Annotated in this window: 15 protein-coding genes; 6 read left to right on the top strand and 9 right to left on the bottom strand. The window is 32.4% G+C overall.

The features are described from left to right. The 3 genes from AA089_RS16725 to AA089_RS16720 all read right to left on the bottom strand — a co-directional run. Window positions 1–1516: helix-turn-helix domain-containing protein (locus tag AA089_RS16725; RefSeq protein WP_162200456.1), on the bottom strand; the 1516-nt coding region annotated here is incomplete at its 3' end. 522 nt (window positions 1517–2038) lie between these two features. Further along, a complete protein-coding gene (locus tag AA089_RS24905) occupies window positions 2039–2305 on the bottom strand; it encodes a hypothetical protein (protein WP_162200455.1) in 267 nt (88 codons plus the stop codon). 105 nt (window positions 2306–2410) lie between these two features. Then, a complete protein-coding gene (locus AA089_RS16720; protein ID WP_162200454.1) occupies window positions 2411–4087 on the bottom strand; it encodes an AraC family transcriptional regulator in 1677 nt (558 codons plus the stop codon). A 247-nt stretch (window positions 4088–4334) separates the two neighbouring features. On the opposite strand from AA089_RS16720, the gene AA089_RS16715 reads away from it, so the two are divergent. Both AA089_RS16715 and AA089_RS16710 read left to right on the top strand, forming a co-directional pair. Next, window positions 4335–4862, top strand: a complete 528-nt coding sequence (locus tag AA089_RS16715; RefSeq protein ID WP_046758134.1) for an inorganic diphosphatase — start codon at window positions 4335–4337, stop codon at window positions 4860–4862. Window positions 4863–4978: 116 nt separating this feature from the next. Then, window positions 4979–7270: a sodium-translocating pyrophosphatase gene (locus AA089_RS16710; protein WP_046758133.1), complete on the top strand. Its 2292-nt coding sequence runs from the start codon at window positions 4979–4981 to the stop codon at window positions 7268–7270. A gap of 52 nt (window positions 7271–7322) precedes the next feature. On the opposite strand, the gene AA089_RS16705 is transcribed toward AA089_RS16710, so the two are convergent. Further along, complete coding sequence (locus AA089_RS16705; protein ID WP_046758132.1) at window positions 7323–7814, bottom strand: SAM-dependent methyltransferase; 492 nt, start codon at window positions 7812–7814, stop codon at window positions 7323–7325. 6 nt (window positions 7815–7820) lie between these two features. Beyond that, entirely contained in the window at window positions 7821–10325 is a 2505-nt protein-coding gene (locus AA089_RS16700; RefSeq protein ID WP_046758131.1) for a M48 family metalloprotease, read from the bottom strand. 217 nt (window positions 10326–10542) lie between these two features. Here AA089_RS16700 and AA089_RS16695 point away from each other — a divergent pair, with 217 nt between their 5' ends. Then, window positions 10543–10791: a hypothetical protein gene (locus AA089_RS16695; RefSeq protein WP_046758130.1), complete on the top strand. Its 249-nt coding sequence runs from the start codon at window positions 10543–10545 to the stop codon at window positions 10789–10791. 70 nt (window positions 10792–10861) lie between these two features. Here AA089_RS16695 and AA089_RS16690 read toward each other — a convergent pair whose 3' ends face one another. From AA089_RS16690 to AA089_RS16675, 4 genes are all read right to left on the bottom strand, one after another. Beyond that, entirely contained in the window at window positions 10862–11476 is a 615-nt protein-coding gene (locus AA089_RS16690; RefSeq protein WP_046758129.1) for a deoxynucleoside kinase, read from the bottom strand. Between the two features lie 77 nt (window positions 11477–11553). Beyond that, on the bottom strand, window positions 11554–12345 hold the full coding sequence (locus tag AA089_RS16685; RefSeq protein WP_053002508.1) for a hypothetical protein: 792 nt from the start codon (window positions 12343–12345) through the stop codon (window positions 11554–11556). Window positions 12346–12583: 238 nt separating this feature from the next. Further along, the gene (locus AA089_RS16680) at window positions 12584–13267 is read right to left on the bottom strand and encodes a response regulator transcription factor (RefSeq protein ID WP_046758128.1); all 684 of its coding nucleotides are present in this window, start codon (window positions 13265–13267) and stop codon (window positions 12584–12586) included. Continuing rightward, window positions 13264–14754 carry a sensor histidine kinase gene (locus AA089_RS16675; RefSeq protein ID WP_046758127.1) on the bottom strand — a complete coding sequence of 497 codons (1491 nt, stop codon included), beginning with the start codon at window positions 14752–14754 and terminating at the stop codon, window positions 13264–13266. Before AA089_RS16675 ends, AA089_RS16680 begins: the two co-directional genes overlap by 4 nt. Before the next feature lie 192 nt (window positions 14755–14946). Here AA089_RS16675 and AA089_RS16670 point away from each other — a divergent pair, with 192 nt between their 5' ends. The 3 genes from AA089_RS16670 to AA089_RS24900 all read left to right on the top strand — a co-directional run. After that, window positions 14947–15591, top strand: a complete 645-nt coding sequence (locus AA089_RS16670) for a bacteriocin fulvocin C-related protein (protein WP_046758126.1) — start codon at window positions 14947–14949, stop codon at window positions 15589–15591. Window positions 15592–15594: 3 nt separating this feature from the next. Beyond that, window positions 15595–16446, top strand: a complete 852-nt coding sequence (locus AA089_RS16665; RefSeq protein ID WP_046758125.1) for a TlpA family protein disulfide reductase — start codon at window positions 15595–15597, stop codon at window positions 16444–16446. Between the two features lie 259 nt (window positions 16447–16705). Then, window positions 16706–17011: hypothetical protein (locus AA089_RS24900; RefSeq protein ID WP_156169071.1), on the top strand; the 306-nt coding region annotated here is incomplete at its 3' end.

Here is a 17011-nt window from a genome sequence, read left to right as displayed (position 1 = left end):
GATAGATGCCCGTTTTGTTTTTAAAGGCTCTAGAGAAGGAATCAGGAGATTTAAAACCTAATTCTGATGCAATAGATTTTATATCATACGAACGAAAAAGCTTGTCTTCTTTTAGTTTTTCTAATGCATAATTGATACGTAAATTGGTAATGTATTGAATGAATTTTTGTTGTTTTTCTGCATGAATCACTTTGGATAAATACGCTTTATTCGTTTTTGTTTTTTTGGCAACAAAAGCCAAATCACAATTCACATCTAAAAACTGTTTTTTCTGTTCAAACTTTGTAAGTTCAGTAAGTATTTTTTGAACTTTTTCTTCATCAATAGTTAACGTAGATATTTTCTTTTCTCTTTTAACTTGAACCGCATTCTTTTTTGTTTCCAATTCTCTTAAAAGAGTGTCGAATTTAATTTGATTTAGACGCGTTTTCTTTTTACTGTAAACGATGTAAATTAAAAGAAGAAATATAAGAATGACTATCACAATTAGTGCAATAGAATAATTAGTTTCTTTTTCTTCCTTAGTAAGTAATAGCTTTTTTATTTCTTCTTCTAAATTCTCAATATTATGATCTTTGATAGAAGTTTTTACAACATTACTTATATGCTCATTAATTCTATTATTTTCTTGATACGATTCCCAGTATTTTAAAGCATCTTTTTTATTCCCTTTTTTATTATAAAGATCTATTAAATTATAATATGTTTTATTTAAGAGAATATAATTTGTAGCATTTTTTTTAGAAACAGAATCAGTTTTTCTAAAATAGGTAATTGCATTTTCTCTATCATTTAGTTCTTTATAACTTGCGGCTAAGTAATAATATATACTTTGAAAAAGCGTATTGTTATTTTCTTTAATAGCCTTATTTTTCACATGATTTAATTGAGAAATAGCTTCTAAATAGTTTCCTCTTGCGTAGTCAATAATTCCTTTTTCGGCTAAAAAATAGATGTGTCCTGATTCATCATTACTTTTTTGTATTTTTTCTAAGCCTATATTATTATAAATTTCAGCAGAATCTAATAAGCTATTTTTTAAGTCTGTATTATTATTTCCATACTTAATATAAGTATCACTTATGGCAAGTAGTGTATTTATGTGATCAATGTCATGATATGCATTTTTGTTTGTTTTGGACGCCTCTATAATATTTTGATAATTTTCTAATAATATTTTTAAAGCAGCTTTTTGATCATCTAAAATATTCTCAATCAAAGCGATATTATTAGAAGTCAATAATGCCATACGCTTATTATTATCCTTATAAAAATTATATGCTTCTTTATAATTATCAAAAGATTCTTCGTATTTTCCGTAATCATAAAAGAATTTTCCCTTGAGAAAAATACTGAGTGTTTCTAGGTTTTTATCCTTTAAATCCTCTCTCGCAATCTTTTTAGAAATATCTATATATTCAAAAGCTTTTTCATGATTTCCTTTATTATTTTCTATGATTCCATATCGTTTGTTGGCGTTGAATAAATCAGTAGAATTACCACTTTTTTTTGCCATGTCAAAAAGTTGACTAGCATACACTTTTGCCTTGTCAATATCAGAATATAAGTATTTTCTATATGAGGTTTCTAATTCCTCATACGAATACCTTGTTAAAGAATCAATCTCTTGTGAAAAGGAATTTTGTAGGCATAAAAATAATAGTAAAAACACAACTAATCGTATGTGTTTCGAGGGATTAGTAACAGGCATAAAAGTGAACATGTAAATATGAGTAAACAATTGACGGCGACGAATATCACTACCAATTAAAAAAGCTAAGGTCTGTCACAAATCTAACAAAATATTTAAAAGGACTGGGAACAAACTTAACATATATCTTACTAAAACGATAGCTACGACAATCTAGTATTGCTCAATCCTAAGATTTCTTTTGTTTAGTGGAAATTTTGCTCATTATTAATATTTAAAACTGATTACTGTAGAAAAAGAAATTTGAAATCATTAAATCTAGTGCCAAAAAAAGCCTGAATTATTTAAAATTCAGGCTTTTCAATACATTTTAATTTCTAACTAGAACTAGCAGTTTAAGCTTGGTAAATTAGCACTACAGTTACATGTTTGAGTGTCAGTTCCAGATTCATTCATTGTGCCGCCAGGACAGGTTGCACTTACTGGAACGGTCGGTATCGTTGGGCAAGTGCTAGCACCTTCATTAGTTAAACACGTATAAATAGTTTCACTAGGGCAAACATCAGAAATCATAGTACCTCCTTTGATCATATGTAAGCTATTAATAGTAGCGATGCTTCTTTTTCCTAAATTTAATTTGCGTTTTTTCTTCATTGCAATAGAGTTTAATAGATTATGATTGAAAAGTACTCATTCAAGCGTGTGTTTCAAAAATAACACAACTACAATTGTCGTATTGTAGATACTAAAATAGTAATGCTAAGTGTTGATTTTATTGATGTTTTTGATATAATAAGAAGGATAAATTCCTGTATTTTTCACAAAGGCTCTGGAGAACATGTCGGAAGACTTAAAACCTGATTCTTCGGCAATAGATTTAATATCATACGATCGAAATACAGCATCATCTTTCAAACGTTCTAAGGCATAATCAATTCGTAAATTACGGATATAATCAATAAATTTTAATTGTTTATGGGTATGAATTATTTTTGATAAATAGGTTTTATTGGTTTTTGCTTTTTTGGCTACAAATGCTAAATCACAATTTTTATTTCGAAACCATTCTTTTTCTTCAAACTTGTCTAAGGCTTTTAATACTTGTGCCACTTTTTCATCATCAATACTAAGCGTTTTTAAAGATTTTGGAACAATAGTTTTTTCCTCTTTCTTTTCGTTGAGTTGTCGTATTAGTTTTTGAAAAGCAATTTTGTTTTTTCGCTTTTGTCTACTATAAAAAATAAAAAAACCAATTAGTGCAATGGCTAGTATACCAATAATTATGATTGATTTAGAGCTTTTATCATTCAGATTTTTAATTTCAGAATTTAAAACTTTTAAATCATATTTCTCATGAATATCTTTCCGAACAGTGCCTGTCAAACGTTCGTTAATACGATCATTTTCAATATATAGATTCTGATATTTAGACACATTAGTAAAATCTTTTCGATCTGTATAAATTTTCACTAAAGTATAATATACAGTTTGGAGTATAGTATAATTTGTACTTGTCTTTGCCGTTATTGAGTCAGTTTTTTTAAGATACAATATAGCATCATCAATCTGATTTATTTTTTTATAACATATCCCTTTGTGATAATATATAGCAGTTAATAATCCTGGGTTTTGAAAATTTTTACTTTTTTCTAAAGAAGCATCAAAATACGCTAAAGCTAGTTGAATGCTGTCTTTTTCCTCTAAAATAATTCCTTTATCTGCTATGAAAGAAATATTGGCTACAATATTATTTGTGATTTCCGACTCTTTTAATCCAATTCTGTTGTATATAGAAGCTGAGTCAAGCAAACTATTTTTTCTTTCAGGATTTTTAATAGCTTTTCGAACATACGCGTCACTTAAAGCTAATAAAATGCTAACATAAGATTCGTTGCCATATTGTTTTTCCTTGTTTTTTTCAGATAAACTCAAATATGTTTTGTAGTTTTTCAATAAAAGTTGGATTGCGCCATCTTGATCTCCAAGAATATTTTTTAATAATGCAATATTGATTGAAATATAATTTGTTCTTGCTTTATTATCAGTATTTTTATAATAATTGTAGGCTTTTGTGTAACAAGAAAAAGCTTCTTCATACAAACCATTATTATAAGAAATATATGCCTTTGTAAAAACGCAATCAGCTTCCTTTTCCGTATCTTCTAATTGGTGTTTCGCAATATTTATAGCTGTATTAATGTATGCAATAGCTTCATCTGCATTTCCAAGTAAATCTTCAGTTTTAGCTAAATTCCTATACGCGAAGAATAATTTTTCATCATCTTTTTCAGTCGTAGCAATTTCAAGAACCTTTGTTATGTATATTTTGGCAGTTTTAGTGTCTGTAAAACGTATCTTTTGAAACTTCTCAGTCAATTCCTCATACGAATATACAGCCAACGAATCGGCTTGTTTTTCCTGCGAAAAGCCAAACAATGAAAACAATAAAACACAACAAAAAAGAAATTTTGATAAAAATTTAGAGGAAGAAAAAATGTACATGAAATTAATGGTGAAATAAATATAAATTAATACAACATGAATATAGGTAGTAGAAAAATGTAAATGTTACAATTAACTTAATACAAAGCTAATAAAATATTAATGGTATTATATTGGTGAATATACCTGTTTTCCATACTTTTGCACCCGATTTTAGAAAAACGACTGAAAACTAAGAGATATGACAGCGAAAGAAAAAATAACATTTGATGCGTTAATTGAGATTCCAAAAGGAAGTAGAAATAAATATGAATATGATTTTGATTTAAAGAAAATTAGATTCGATCGTATGTTGTTTTCATCAATGATGTATCCTGGAGATTACGGGTTTATCCCAGAAACATTAGCACTTGACGGCGATCCGTTAGATGTTTTAGTTTTAGGAACAGAACCAACATTTCCTATGTGTGTAATGGAAGTAAAACCAATTGGAGTATTCCACATGGCAGATGAAAAAGGACCAGATGAAAAAATAGTGTGTGTACCTGTAAGTGATCCTATTTGGAACAGTTACAACGATATTGAAGATTTAAATCCGCATCGAATAAAAGAAATCACACACTTCTTTCAAGTATACAAAGATTTAGAAAAGAAAAAAGTTGATGTTGGTGGTTGGGGAAATGCCGAAGAAGCCTACGATATTGTTGACAAATGTATCGAACGTTACGAAGCTAGTGAGCACAAAATAAACGGTAACTTTACGATCTAAAGAAATAATACCTTACAATTATTTACAAAAAGCCTTCGAAATCGATTTAGAAGGTTTTTTTTTATGCTTGATTTTGTTACATTTACGCCGCTAAATAACAAATCAAATAAATAAATATGGAATCAATGATGATTTACATGCCAATAGTTGCAGCAGCACTAGGCTTAATCTACATGCTTATCAAAAAATCTTGGGTAATGAAACAAGATGCCGGCGACGGTAAAATGAAAGAAATCTCAGATTATATATACGAAGGTGCTTTGGCATTCTTAAAAGCAGAGTATCGCTTACTAGCAGTATTTGTAGTCATAGTGAGTATTGCATTATTTGTTGTTTCTATTGTTGTAGACACAACTCACTGGCTAATTGTAATTGCTTTTATTTTCGGAGCTTTCTTTTCAGCATACGCAGGAAACATAGGTATGAAAATAGCAACCAAAACAAATGTTAGAACAACACAAGCCGCACGTACAAGCTTGCCAAACGCTTTAAAAATATCTTTTGGTGGTGGAACGGTTATGGGACTTGGAGTTGCTGGTTTAGCAGTTTTAGGACTTACAGGATTCTTTATCTTATTCTATCAATACTTTATGGGAGGAGCTTGGACTTCTACAGGCGATATGACCATTGTATTAGAAACGCTAGCTGGATTCTCGCTTGGAGCTGAATCAATTGCATTATTTGCACGTGTTGGTGGAGGAATCTATACAAAAGCAGCCGATGTAGGAGCCGATTTAGTAGGAAAAGTAGAAGCAGGAATTCCAGAAGATGATCCTCGTAACCCAGCTACAATTGCAGATAACGTAGGAGATAATGTTGGTGATGTTGCAGGAATGGGAGCCGATTTATTTGGTTCATACGTAGCAACCGTATTAGCAGCAATGGTATTAGGAAACTATATCATTAAAGATATGGGCGGAAATATTACAGCAGAAGGTTTTGCTGGAATCGGACCAGTATTATTACCAATGGCAATTGCTGGAGCAGGAATTATTATTTCTGTCATCGGAACCATGTTGGTAAAAATCAAAAGTAACGAAGCGAAAGAAAAGCAAGTTATGGGCGCTTTAAATGTTGGAAACTGGACATCAATAGTATTGGTAGCAGTTGCTTGCTTCGGATTATGTGTATACATGCTTCCTGAAACCATGACTATGGAATTCTTCGGAGAAGGAAAAGTGCAAATATCAGCTATGCGTGTATTTTATGCTACGTTAGTTGGTTTATTTGTTGGAGGAGTTATTTCTTCAATCACAGAATATTACACTGGATTAGGTAAAAAACCAATCTTAGAAATCGTACAAAAATCAAGTACAGGAGCAGGAACAAACATAATTGCAGGTTTAGCAACAGGAATGATTTCTACATTCCCATCAGTATTATTATTTGCAGGTGCTATTTGGGCATCATACGCATTAGCAGGATTCTACGGAGTCGCTTTAGCAGCTTCTGCAATGATGGCAACAACAGCAATGCAGTTAGCCATTGACGCTTTCGGACCTATCGCAGATAATGCAGGAGGAATTGCTGAAATGAGCGAACAAGACCCAATTGTACGTGAGCGTACAGATATCTTAGATTCAGTAGGAAACACAACAGCAGCAACAGGAAAAGGATTTGCTATTGCTTCAGCAGCCTTAACATCATTAGCATTATTTGCAGCATACGTAACATTCACAGGAATTGAAGGAATCAACATCTTCAAAGCACCTGTATTAGCAATGTTATTTGTTGGAGGAATGATTCCAGTAGTATTCTCTGCATTAGCAATGAATGCCGTAGGAAAAGCAGCGATGGAAATGGTTTACGAAGTACGTCGCCAGTTCAAAGAAATTGCAGGAATTATGGAAGGTACAGGAAAACCTGAATATGACAAATGTGTGGCTATTTCTACAAAAGCATCGTTAAGAGAAATGATGTTACCAGGATTGTTAACCATCGGATTCCCATTAGCGATCGCATTTATTCCAATGATTTTTGGAATGGACAACTTAGCGATCGCAGAAATGTTAGGTGGATACATGGCAGGAGTTACCGTAAGTGGTGTACTTTGGGCAATTTTCCAAAACAACGCTGGTGGAGCTTGGGATAACGCTAAAAAATCTTTTGAAGCTGGTGTTGAAATCAACGGAGAAATGACATACAAAGGTTCTGACGCACACAAAGCGGCTGTAACTGGAGATACAGTTGGAGATCCTTTTAAAGATACTTCTGGACCATCAATGAACATCTTAATTAAACTTACTTGTTTAATTGGATTGGTAATTGCACCAATCTTAGGAGGACATTCAGAGGATACTGCAACGGCAGAAGAAGTAAACAAAAATGTAATTCAAGTAAATGTTGAAGAAACTACAAAAGAAAACGTAGCCATCAATGCAATTACATTAGAAGAAGAGCATATTTAGAAAAATGCTGATACACTATACAAGAGCCACATTCGTAACGTTTGTGGCTTTTTTATTTTTTAGTGTATACATAAATTGTAAACCAAATAGCTTCTTTCGATTTAAATTCAATGACTTGGTCAGCTTCCCAAGCTGGAATATCAAAATCATGTGTTACGATTCTAGCGCCAACGCGCAATTCGTTTTCTAACTTTTCAGAAAGTTGTCCTAAGGTATTTCTCGTTAAGTATAAAATAAGCGCATCTGCATTCGATAGATCTACATCCGAAAAATCGCTTGCGATAATTTGTATCTTATCCGAAGCTTTCTCTTTCTTAATATTTTCAGCCGCCGCTTTTAGTGCAACAGGTAATATTTCATAACCAATACAAGTAACATCCGCAATTTTTCGTGCCGCAAGTAAACTTCTAGCATCGCCACAACCTAAATCTAGAAGCGTTTCGCCATCTTTTAAATTCAGAAGACGTAATTTTTCTAAAACCACTTCATGATGGGTAAGTTCATAAGGTTCGCCTGATTCAGTGAATATAGTTTGTGATTTCATACCGTTTTAGAGCGAATGTAATTGTTGCTGTAAGTCTTCAAAAGTATCAGACAAATAGAATGCACACATACTTTTTAAGCGAATAATTAGCTCTTGGTGCACAAATTCTCCTTGTTCGTTAGTACGTGCTAAAAACGCTTCTACACCGTATTGCTCAATAATATGTTGATCTTGTTCAAAACTGTTCGTGCCAACTAACAAACCTTTCACAGCGGCTTTCAAATCATTGCAAAATAACAACGCTACTTTATCTGCTACAATTTCCATCAATCTGGACGTAATCAGTAAATTTTGAGAATCATTGGCTTGCGATTTTTCTTTGCTAAAAGGATTCAGGTTAAACTTTTCACTGACATCCATAATGCCTTGTCCTTTTTCAGCAACATTGGCAACTTGTTCCACACGATTGATAATTTTACCATACTTTTCAACACTTGCAATATTTCCAAAAATCTTCCCAATATTCCCCACAAAAGGCAACACGGTTAGCAACATACTTACAACGGTAAATCCTTTATCAGCGGCTCCACGCCAAACATCTGTTGAGGTAATTTTTGAATGCTCAAAATACATATGCGCCAATTCGATAGCCACCAAAAAAGTAAGCGCATTTGTTTCCAAATAACGATCGTGTTCCGTGTTTAAAAAATCGACACCAATCATCAAAAAAGAAGGTTTTCCTTCCACACCAATCACTGAAGTTGCATACGTTCCACGCCCAATATAACATTCTGGAACGTTTATTTGTAACGCATAGCAAATTGCCGTAATACGTTCAATAATTTCAGGATAATTGTGTGTGTTCAATCGATCTGAAAAAGAAATAACAGATTCATAATCAGGCGGATTCAACGCTGCAATAAAATTATTCAACGAATCAAAAAAGCCTTTTGCATTTTTAAAACAACTCGGTACAACTTGCTTTAAAACTTCTTTCTTTTCCAAACGTTCATATGCGTTAGAATGTTCTACAGTTGCAGTAGTTAAGACTTTGGTTTGTAATACTTCCTGAATCGTTTTTGCTTTCTGTTGATATACTTCATGCGACAGCAATGCTTCAATTCGTGACTGTTTTAACGGTTGCAATTCGGCAAGTTTATGGATCGTTTCAGAAGTGTCCTCTTCTAGCTGTTTTTGAATGAATAATATAGATTCAAGAATGTTGATTTTTAACTGTTGTCCGCCTTCGCCTTCCAATAAGTTTGTGGAATTTGTCGGAAGCAAATCAGTAATACTATCATCAGGAAGCGTTTCGTAAATAGTTTTGTAAAGTGAAATTGCTGCTGAAAATCGCACTGCATTTGTGAGATGTTTGGCATAATTCAAGTTGAATTCAAAAATGACTTCTTCCTTTTTTTCTTTAGCACTAAACAATTGATGTACGTGATCGTGATACTTGATTGTATGTGTCGCTGTTTCCTTCTTTTGAAACGGCTGCAAAAGCTGCAATATATTTTTTTGTTCCGTGTATGAAAGTTGCCAATCGTTTACAATGGAAACTAGATTTTCGCCAAAACTATCATGAACTGGAATGTGTTTTTCAAAAATCGTCCTAAGTGCTTCATGCTGCTCTTCCGTAACTTTGAGTCGTTTCAGATGAAGAATCAAGTCGCTTTTCAATTCGTTTCCAAGCAAATCACCTGTAGAACTTTGCAATTGAAATAAGCGTGAAGCGAGTGCCAAATGGATCTCTTTTTTGTGGTACTTTTTCACTAAAATATCGCCAAAAATGCCAATTCTATTTCCTGTATTTTGCATCACAGGAACTAATTCATGATACAGTGCATCGTTCATGAATTCTGTATAAAACGTTACCGAATCCGTACTAATTTTATCTTTTCCTGTTTTTTCTTCAATCGTAACGCTTTCGCCAGAAATGTCTATGGTTTTCATTTCGCCATCAGGAAGTTTTCCAACGATATACATTCTCACGGAAGTGACGACAAAATACCAAGTTGTACCTTTTGGATACGTATTCGTTGTATCGTTTAAAGCCAATTCGCTAACACCCAAAATGCTCAATACATATTCAAATGCTTGTAATTGGTGAAAAATATAATTCTTCGTAGTCAATGAAAGTGAGGCAACAAACGAAATATTTTCTGTGTTGTGAAGCGCATACAAATGATCATTTTGTTTGGACAACAAAAATTCTTGCAACTGTATAAAAAACGCTTGTGTTTCCAATTCAAAATCAGCCGCTTCTTTTTGCTCTTCGTACGTTGTGGGATTTATTGCTAAGGTTTCAGCACTTACATACACTACCGATTCGTTTTGTAATAATTGCAATCTCGATGCGGTAATAATACCTTTCTTTTCATTGGTTTCTCTGGCGTAATCAACTATAAAACCGTTGTGAACTTCTTTGAAAGTGGCATCTGTAGTTCCTGAATTTTCAAAAAAAGTAGCCAAAAGTGTTTTTACATCATACATTGAGAAATCACTAGAAACATAAAGCTTGGCAATTGTTTTTTTATTCTTGTCTTTTGAACCTTTAAAAAAGTTGAGCATAGGTATAGAAAATAACTTTTAGCATAGAAAATTAAACAATTTTAGGCAGAACTTATGATTTTTCATGTATACACGTACAAAAACTACGGTTAGTTGTTCATTATCAGTAAAATACAATTGTAAATTATACCTTCCATTCATAAAACAGCGCTACTTTTTATTGTGTTTGGACGTTAAATCGTATACATTTAGTACATAACCATTAAAATTTAAAATCATGAAAAAAAAGAAATTAATTACGAAATTGTCATTAGGAAAAACAGATGTTTCTAACTTATCAAATGTACGTGGAGGATATTATCCGCCTTTAGAAACGGATGATTCTGATTGTAATGGAACTGGAAGTGGCGGAAGCGGCGGAACGTATTCTAACAATTGTAGTGTAATAACTTGCGGAAATTGTAGAACTGCAGCGCATCCACTTTCCGATCCGTTACATTGCAGAACATGTCATACAGGTTGTTAAACTAAAAATAGCATGTATAAAAAAAGCCATTCGTAAAAGAATGGCTTTTGTATGTTGGTACATTATTTTTCTAAAATAATCCGTGTATTTCTGCATCAATTTTGTTGATAACGCTTCCTAAATCTTCAGGATTGTCTACAAAATCTAAATTATCTACATCTATAATGAGCAATTTTCCTTTGTCATATCCTGTAATCCAAGCTTCATAACGTTCGTTTAATCTGCTTAAATAGTCAATACTAATTGAATTTTCATAATCGCGACCACGTTTGTGAATTTGCGCAACTAAGGTAGAAATATCGGCACGTAAATAAATTAATAAATCGGGAGCGTCTACCAGCTTTTGCATCAATTCAAACAATGATTGGTAGTTTTCATAATCACGATTTGTCATTAATCCCATCGCATGAAGATTGGGTGCAAAAATGTGTGCATCTTCGTAAATAGTACGATCTTGAATGATTTTTTTGCCGCTTTCGCGAATTTGTAATACTTGTCTAAAACGACTGTTTAAGAAATAGATTTGAAGATTAAAACTCCAGCGTTCCATTTGCGTGTAAAAATCATCTAAATATGGATTGTCGACTACATCTTCAAAATGAGGTTCCCATTTGTAATGTTTTGCTAATAGTTTTGTTAACGTTGTTTTACCAGCGCCAATGTTTCCTGCAATTGCAACGTGCATGTGATTCTGTGATTAGGTGTTTGCTTTAAAATGTGACTGCCGGATTTTACAATCAATTTTAAAAATATTCGTTCTATTTATTCTTTTGTTGGTTTTTTGAGTTGAAACTGATACAATACAATTCCGTCGTAAATATACAAGATATCATCGTGAAGCGAAAACTGTTTTATAGCAATTTGGTCAGAAGGTAAATTTATAAGATAAACTTCCTCTTCCACGGCGTGATAAAGTCTCTTATCTTTCAGGAAAATGACTTCCGTATTGGTCATTTCAAAATCTGTAATACCAGTAATTTCTTGTTTTTGCAACAAACTTCCATAAATATTGTATGTGTATAATGCGCTTTCTGTGAGCACTCTACAGAAATTATAATTACTTTTTTGTGCGATAAATTTTTCTGGAATTGGCAAATTTTGAATCGTCGTTTTCTGTTGTACGTAATTAAATACTTCTAATTGTTGAGTATTGGTGTCAAAAATCCACAGATTTCGATCGGTTGCGGTTGTAGCTGCGGCTAAATTTTTAAAATTTTCAATCACATTAAAATCTGTTCGCTTGATTTCGTTGAGTGTATTATCTAACACAATAACAGTGTTGAAATTTTCGTAAAATAGCGTGATTTTCAGCGGATTTAGAATATCTACGGAGGTAATTTCTCCTAATTGAAAATTATTATACTGCCATTTTTTGCCATCTTTCTTTTTAATCAGAATGTTGTCCTGAATCATATACAAAGCGCCAAAACTGTCTACATCTATAAAACGGTCAACCGCCAAACTATCTTGTTGTTGCAAGGTTGCAGCAATGGTTTTTTGTCCGAACACACCTAGTGAACAACTTAAGAATATACTAAGGATGAAATATTTCATGACTGGCAAATTACAAAAAATGCGCCATTATTGGTGTAACAATGTGAAAATGTAGAAATGTTTCAATTTAAAGATTTGAAAATGTATTAATTTGAAGATGTAGGTAAACAAGTGATCTCGATACAAATTTACTCTATCTGACCTTTTTGTTAACTTTCGATTTCAAATTTGGAGGCAATTTTAGTTTTTTAATCTTTGAATTATTGAATTTTGAATCTTTAAATTGAGCAAAGCGAATCTAACATATCAATTTATAGCCAAAACCTCTGACGTTTACAATTTGAATCGCAGTATCATTCTTTAACTTTTTGCGAAGTTTTGTAATAAAAACGTCCATACTTCTGGCATTAAAAAAGTCGTCATCGCCCCAAAGTTTGTTCAAAATAAAAGTTCTGTCTAGCACATCATTTCGTTTTTCTGACAAATAAAAAAGCAATTCAGATTCGCGATGTGTAAGTTGGGTAACTTTTTCATTTTGAATCAATTGCTGTTTGGTATGATTAAATAGATACGTGCCAATCGGAATTTGTGTATGATCTTGTTTAATGTGAACTCGATCTAATAATGCATGAATGCGAACAATGAGTTCTTCCATGCTAAATGGTTTTTTTAGATAATCATTTCCACCATGTTGAAAACCTTCTATAACATCTTTTACTTGCGATTTTGCGGTTAAAAAAATGATAGGAATATTTGGATTTTCTTGGCGAATTTCTTTTGCCAACGTAAAGCCATCTTTTTTAGGCATCATGACATCTAACACTAAAATTTCGGGCTGTTCTTTTTGATACGTTTCGTATGCTTTTACACCATTTTCGCATAAAAACACTTCAAAATTTCGTGATTCTAAGCTTTCTTTTACAATTTGTCCCAAGGCAGGTTCATCTTCAGCAAGTACTAATTTTATGAATTTTTTCTTCATTTGGGCAGAGTTATTTTAAAAATGGTATGTTTTGCATCAGGAACTAACTGAATGGTTCCGTTGTGTTTTTCAATGATTTTTTTGGTGTAATACAAGCCAATTCCGAAACCTTTAACATCATGTGTATTTCCTTTCGGGATGCGGTAAAACTTGTCAAAAATCTTTTCACGTTGCGATTTTTCAATCGTATTTCCATCGTCAATCACTTTAATTTCAACCGTTTCTAGCACTTTGCTAATAGTAACTTCAATAGTGTCGCCACCATATTTCAAAGCATTGTCAATTAAATTCGTAATAGCATTTTCAAAATGAAACGAATCTAAATCGATCTGTACATATTCAGTATTGCTACTAAAAATAATACTTTTGCCAGTAGTTAAAGTTTGTTGCTTTTCTGTAATTTTTTCAACAAAATCAACCACATCTAACGGCTCTTTTTTTAGCAACAATTTTTCGCTATCTAAGGTCGCTGTTTCTAGCAATTTTTCCACCATCAGGTGTAACTTTTTCAACTGCTTTTCGGAAATTGACAAATATTTTTGAGCTTTTTCAGGATTTTTCATTGCACCGAAATGCTGAATTGCTTCCAACGCTGTAGAAATAGTCGTAATTGGCGTTTTAAATTCGTGTGTAATATTGCTAATCAAGTCGTTTTTAATTTCTGCCAATTGTTTCTGTTTATTAATAACATTCAGCAAATACAATAACGAACTAATAATGGCTAGCGTTAATAAAGTAGACAGTAAAATTCCCATAGAACTTTCCTTCAAGACTGCTTTTGAAATATTGGCATAGCGCAACTCTAATTTTTCAAAAGGACGTGAATAGGTCGATTTTGCATACGTTTTTAAAAATGATGAAGGAAGCGAATCTACATTTAACTCCGCAACAAGCTCTTTAGCATAATAGCGTTTTAATTGATAGGGAAGTGCAATTTGTTTTCTCTTAAATTCGATATCTAAAAACGATTGCAACTTTTTAAAATTAAGGGAATCTTCAGAAATAGAAATATACAACGATGAAACTTCTCTAAATAGCTGAACACTATCTTTATACTTTTGAAGATTATCATTAAAACGGGAAAATTTTGCTCTAACCGTTGATTCTGCGGAAACCAATAAAGAATCGATAGTTTTTTGAGGAAATTTCTTGCCTTCCTTTACGCGCGTATCAATAATAATCGTATCAGAATGATTGAAATTTTGATGATCAAGATGTCGTAAAATAGAATCAACATTCACGTTTTGAATTTTCGGTAAATTCCCAAGATTGCTAGCATCCATGGATACAAACATCAACTTGTCCTGCTTTGCAATGTCTGCATAATAAGCTTCTACCGCATTATCCAAACTAATCTGCACTTGATTGATAAATTGCTTCTTGTTAGTTTGATAGTTTTTATAATTCCAATACACTTGCACGGCTACTGTAGTAACAATTGTTGCAATAATGAAATATAAAATCCAAGAAAAGCGCTGTGACTTCATTTTTATAACATTTATGATTCAAATGTAAGAAGAACGATGCGATAACAAGTGATTGCTTAACACTCGTTAACAAAAAATAACTTTTCAGAAATGACGATTTATTGACAGAAAAAATAAATATAATTGTAGGTAAAGTATATTAAAAAATAATTTATCTTAGACTAATTTTTAACCTTTAAGACAATTTTAGTTATGAGAAAATCATTTTTATATCTGTTGGTATTACAATTTCTTTTTGTGGGATGTACACAAGAAGAAGCGTGTTATAGTTGCGATGAACGTGTTGATGCTTTTGTAAAAGAAAATTTAAAAGCCATTCAGCAAATGGATCGTTCAGAAATTATAACTTATTCCAATGAGCAACAACGCGCTATGTACAGAGCTTTATCGCCTGACAGAAAAAAAGAAATTTGGAAAGATAAATTCGCACAAATAAATTCCTTAGATTTGAGTTCGGGTGAACGCGAACTTATGCAAAAGTTTGAAGAATTTGTTAATCAAAGTGATTTTTCTTCGTTACTAACACAAAAAGGAAAAGACTATTTAAACAGCTTACGCGAAGAAGGCATGCAGCGATTCAATTGGTCGCAACGGTTTGTAGTCAGCGCGTTCGGTTACTTAGAAAATGTTGATAGAAACGGAATCGTTACACAAGGTACTAACACAGCTGAAAATGCATTTGACCCAGGAACACCAAAATGTGACTGCGATTGGGGATTTGGTTGTTTAGATGGACCTTGTGATAAAAGAAAAGACGCTTGTGATGTAACATTAGATAATTGTGGTTGGTTTTTTAGAGAACCTTGCGTGGGATTATGTAGACCAGATTTAGGATAATTTATGAAAAAAGAAACGAAAAAAAAGTACTTTAAGTATGTACTAAATTCCTTTTTAGGAATGTGTGTCTACTTATTTTATGGATTTATTTTCAATGGAAACAATTCAAAAATGTTTCCTGCTACCTGTATTACATATTTTTTACTTTCATTGTGGATGACAAGCAAGCGACCATCAAAATCCAAAGATATCAGTATTTCGTTTTTAAATACGCTAATTTTTATCACTTTAATCATTTTACCGATGCGATTAGCAACAGTTGCTGGAACTATGATTTATATAATTATGATGCCAATTAGTGAGTTGATGGGGAGTTGGGCACGGAAAAGTAAACTTCAATTTGCATACTTTCCAGTATTGTTACTGTTTGTCTGTATTATGGTAAGACCAAACGCAATTCACTACTTCAGAAACACAGATGCCTTTCAAAATAAAAAACTTCCTAACATTGCTTTTCAATCATTAAACCAAGAAAAAATAAACTTTGATACAGAAGTCACAGTTATAGATTTATGGTCAACAACCTGTGGTGTCTGTTTTGAAGAATTTCCCATATATGAAAAGCTCAGGCAAGAATTTGAAGGAAACGCAAAGATTAAGTTTTACAGTGCCAATGTTCCTTTACGTCGTGATACACGCGAAAAAACGCTGACTATCATCAAAGAATTGAACTATGATTACGAAACGGTATTTGCAGAAAAATTTGAAATGATTCGTGATAGTCTAGGAATCAACGGATTTCCCCATTTGCTCATTGTGAAAAATGACACGATTAAGTATTTGGGCGACATGGAAACCGATCGAAAAATTGTGTTAACTAACACAAGAAATGTGATAAAAGATATGTTAGAGTAAACATAGTAAGGTTTATATTTTGCTTACATTATATATGAAAAGAGAAACTAGAAAAAAATATCTGAAATATATCTTAAATTCCTTCTTAGGAATGTGTATTTACTTGTTTTATGGATTCATTTTTTTTGGAAATCATCCCAAAATATTTCCAGCGACCTGTATTACTTTTTTTTTGGTTAGTTATTGGATGACGTATAAAAGGTTATCAAAAGTAAAAGATATTAGTATTTCATTCTTGATGTCTTTTATAGCTTTAGTCATGCTTTTTATATCTGATAATTTATTGACAGTAGCTGGACAAGTGATTTATATAATTATGATGCCAATTAGTGAGTTGATGGGGAGTTGGGCACGGAAAAGTAAACTTCAATTTGCATACTTTCCAGTATTGTTACTGTTTGTCTGTATTATGGTAAGACCAAACGCAATTCACTACTTCAGAAACACAGATGCCTTTCAAAATAAAAAACTTCCTAACATTGCTTTTCAATCATTAAACCAAGAAAAAATAAACTTTGATACAGAAGTCACAGTTATAGATTTATGGTCAACAAGTTGTGGCGTT

Origin of the sequence: Kordia jejudonensis (assembly GCF_001005315.1) — a bacterium.
GTDB classification, from domain to species: domain Bacteria; phylum Bacteroidota; class Bacteroidia; order Flavobacteriales; family Flavobacteriaceae; genus Kordia; species Kordia jejudonensis.
Note: the sequence above shows the minus strand (reverse complement) of the source record. Positions and strands in the feature narration are given on the sequence as shown.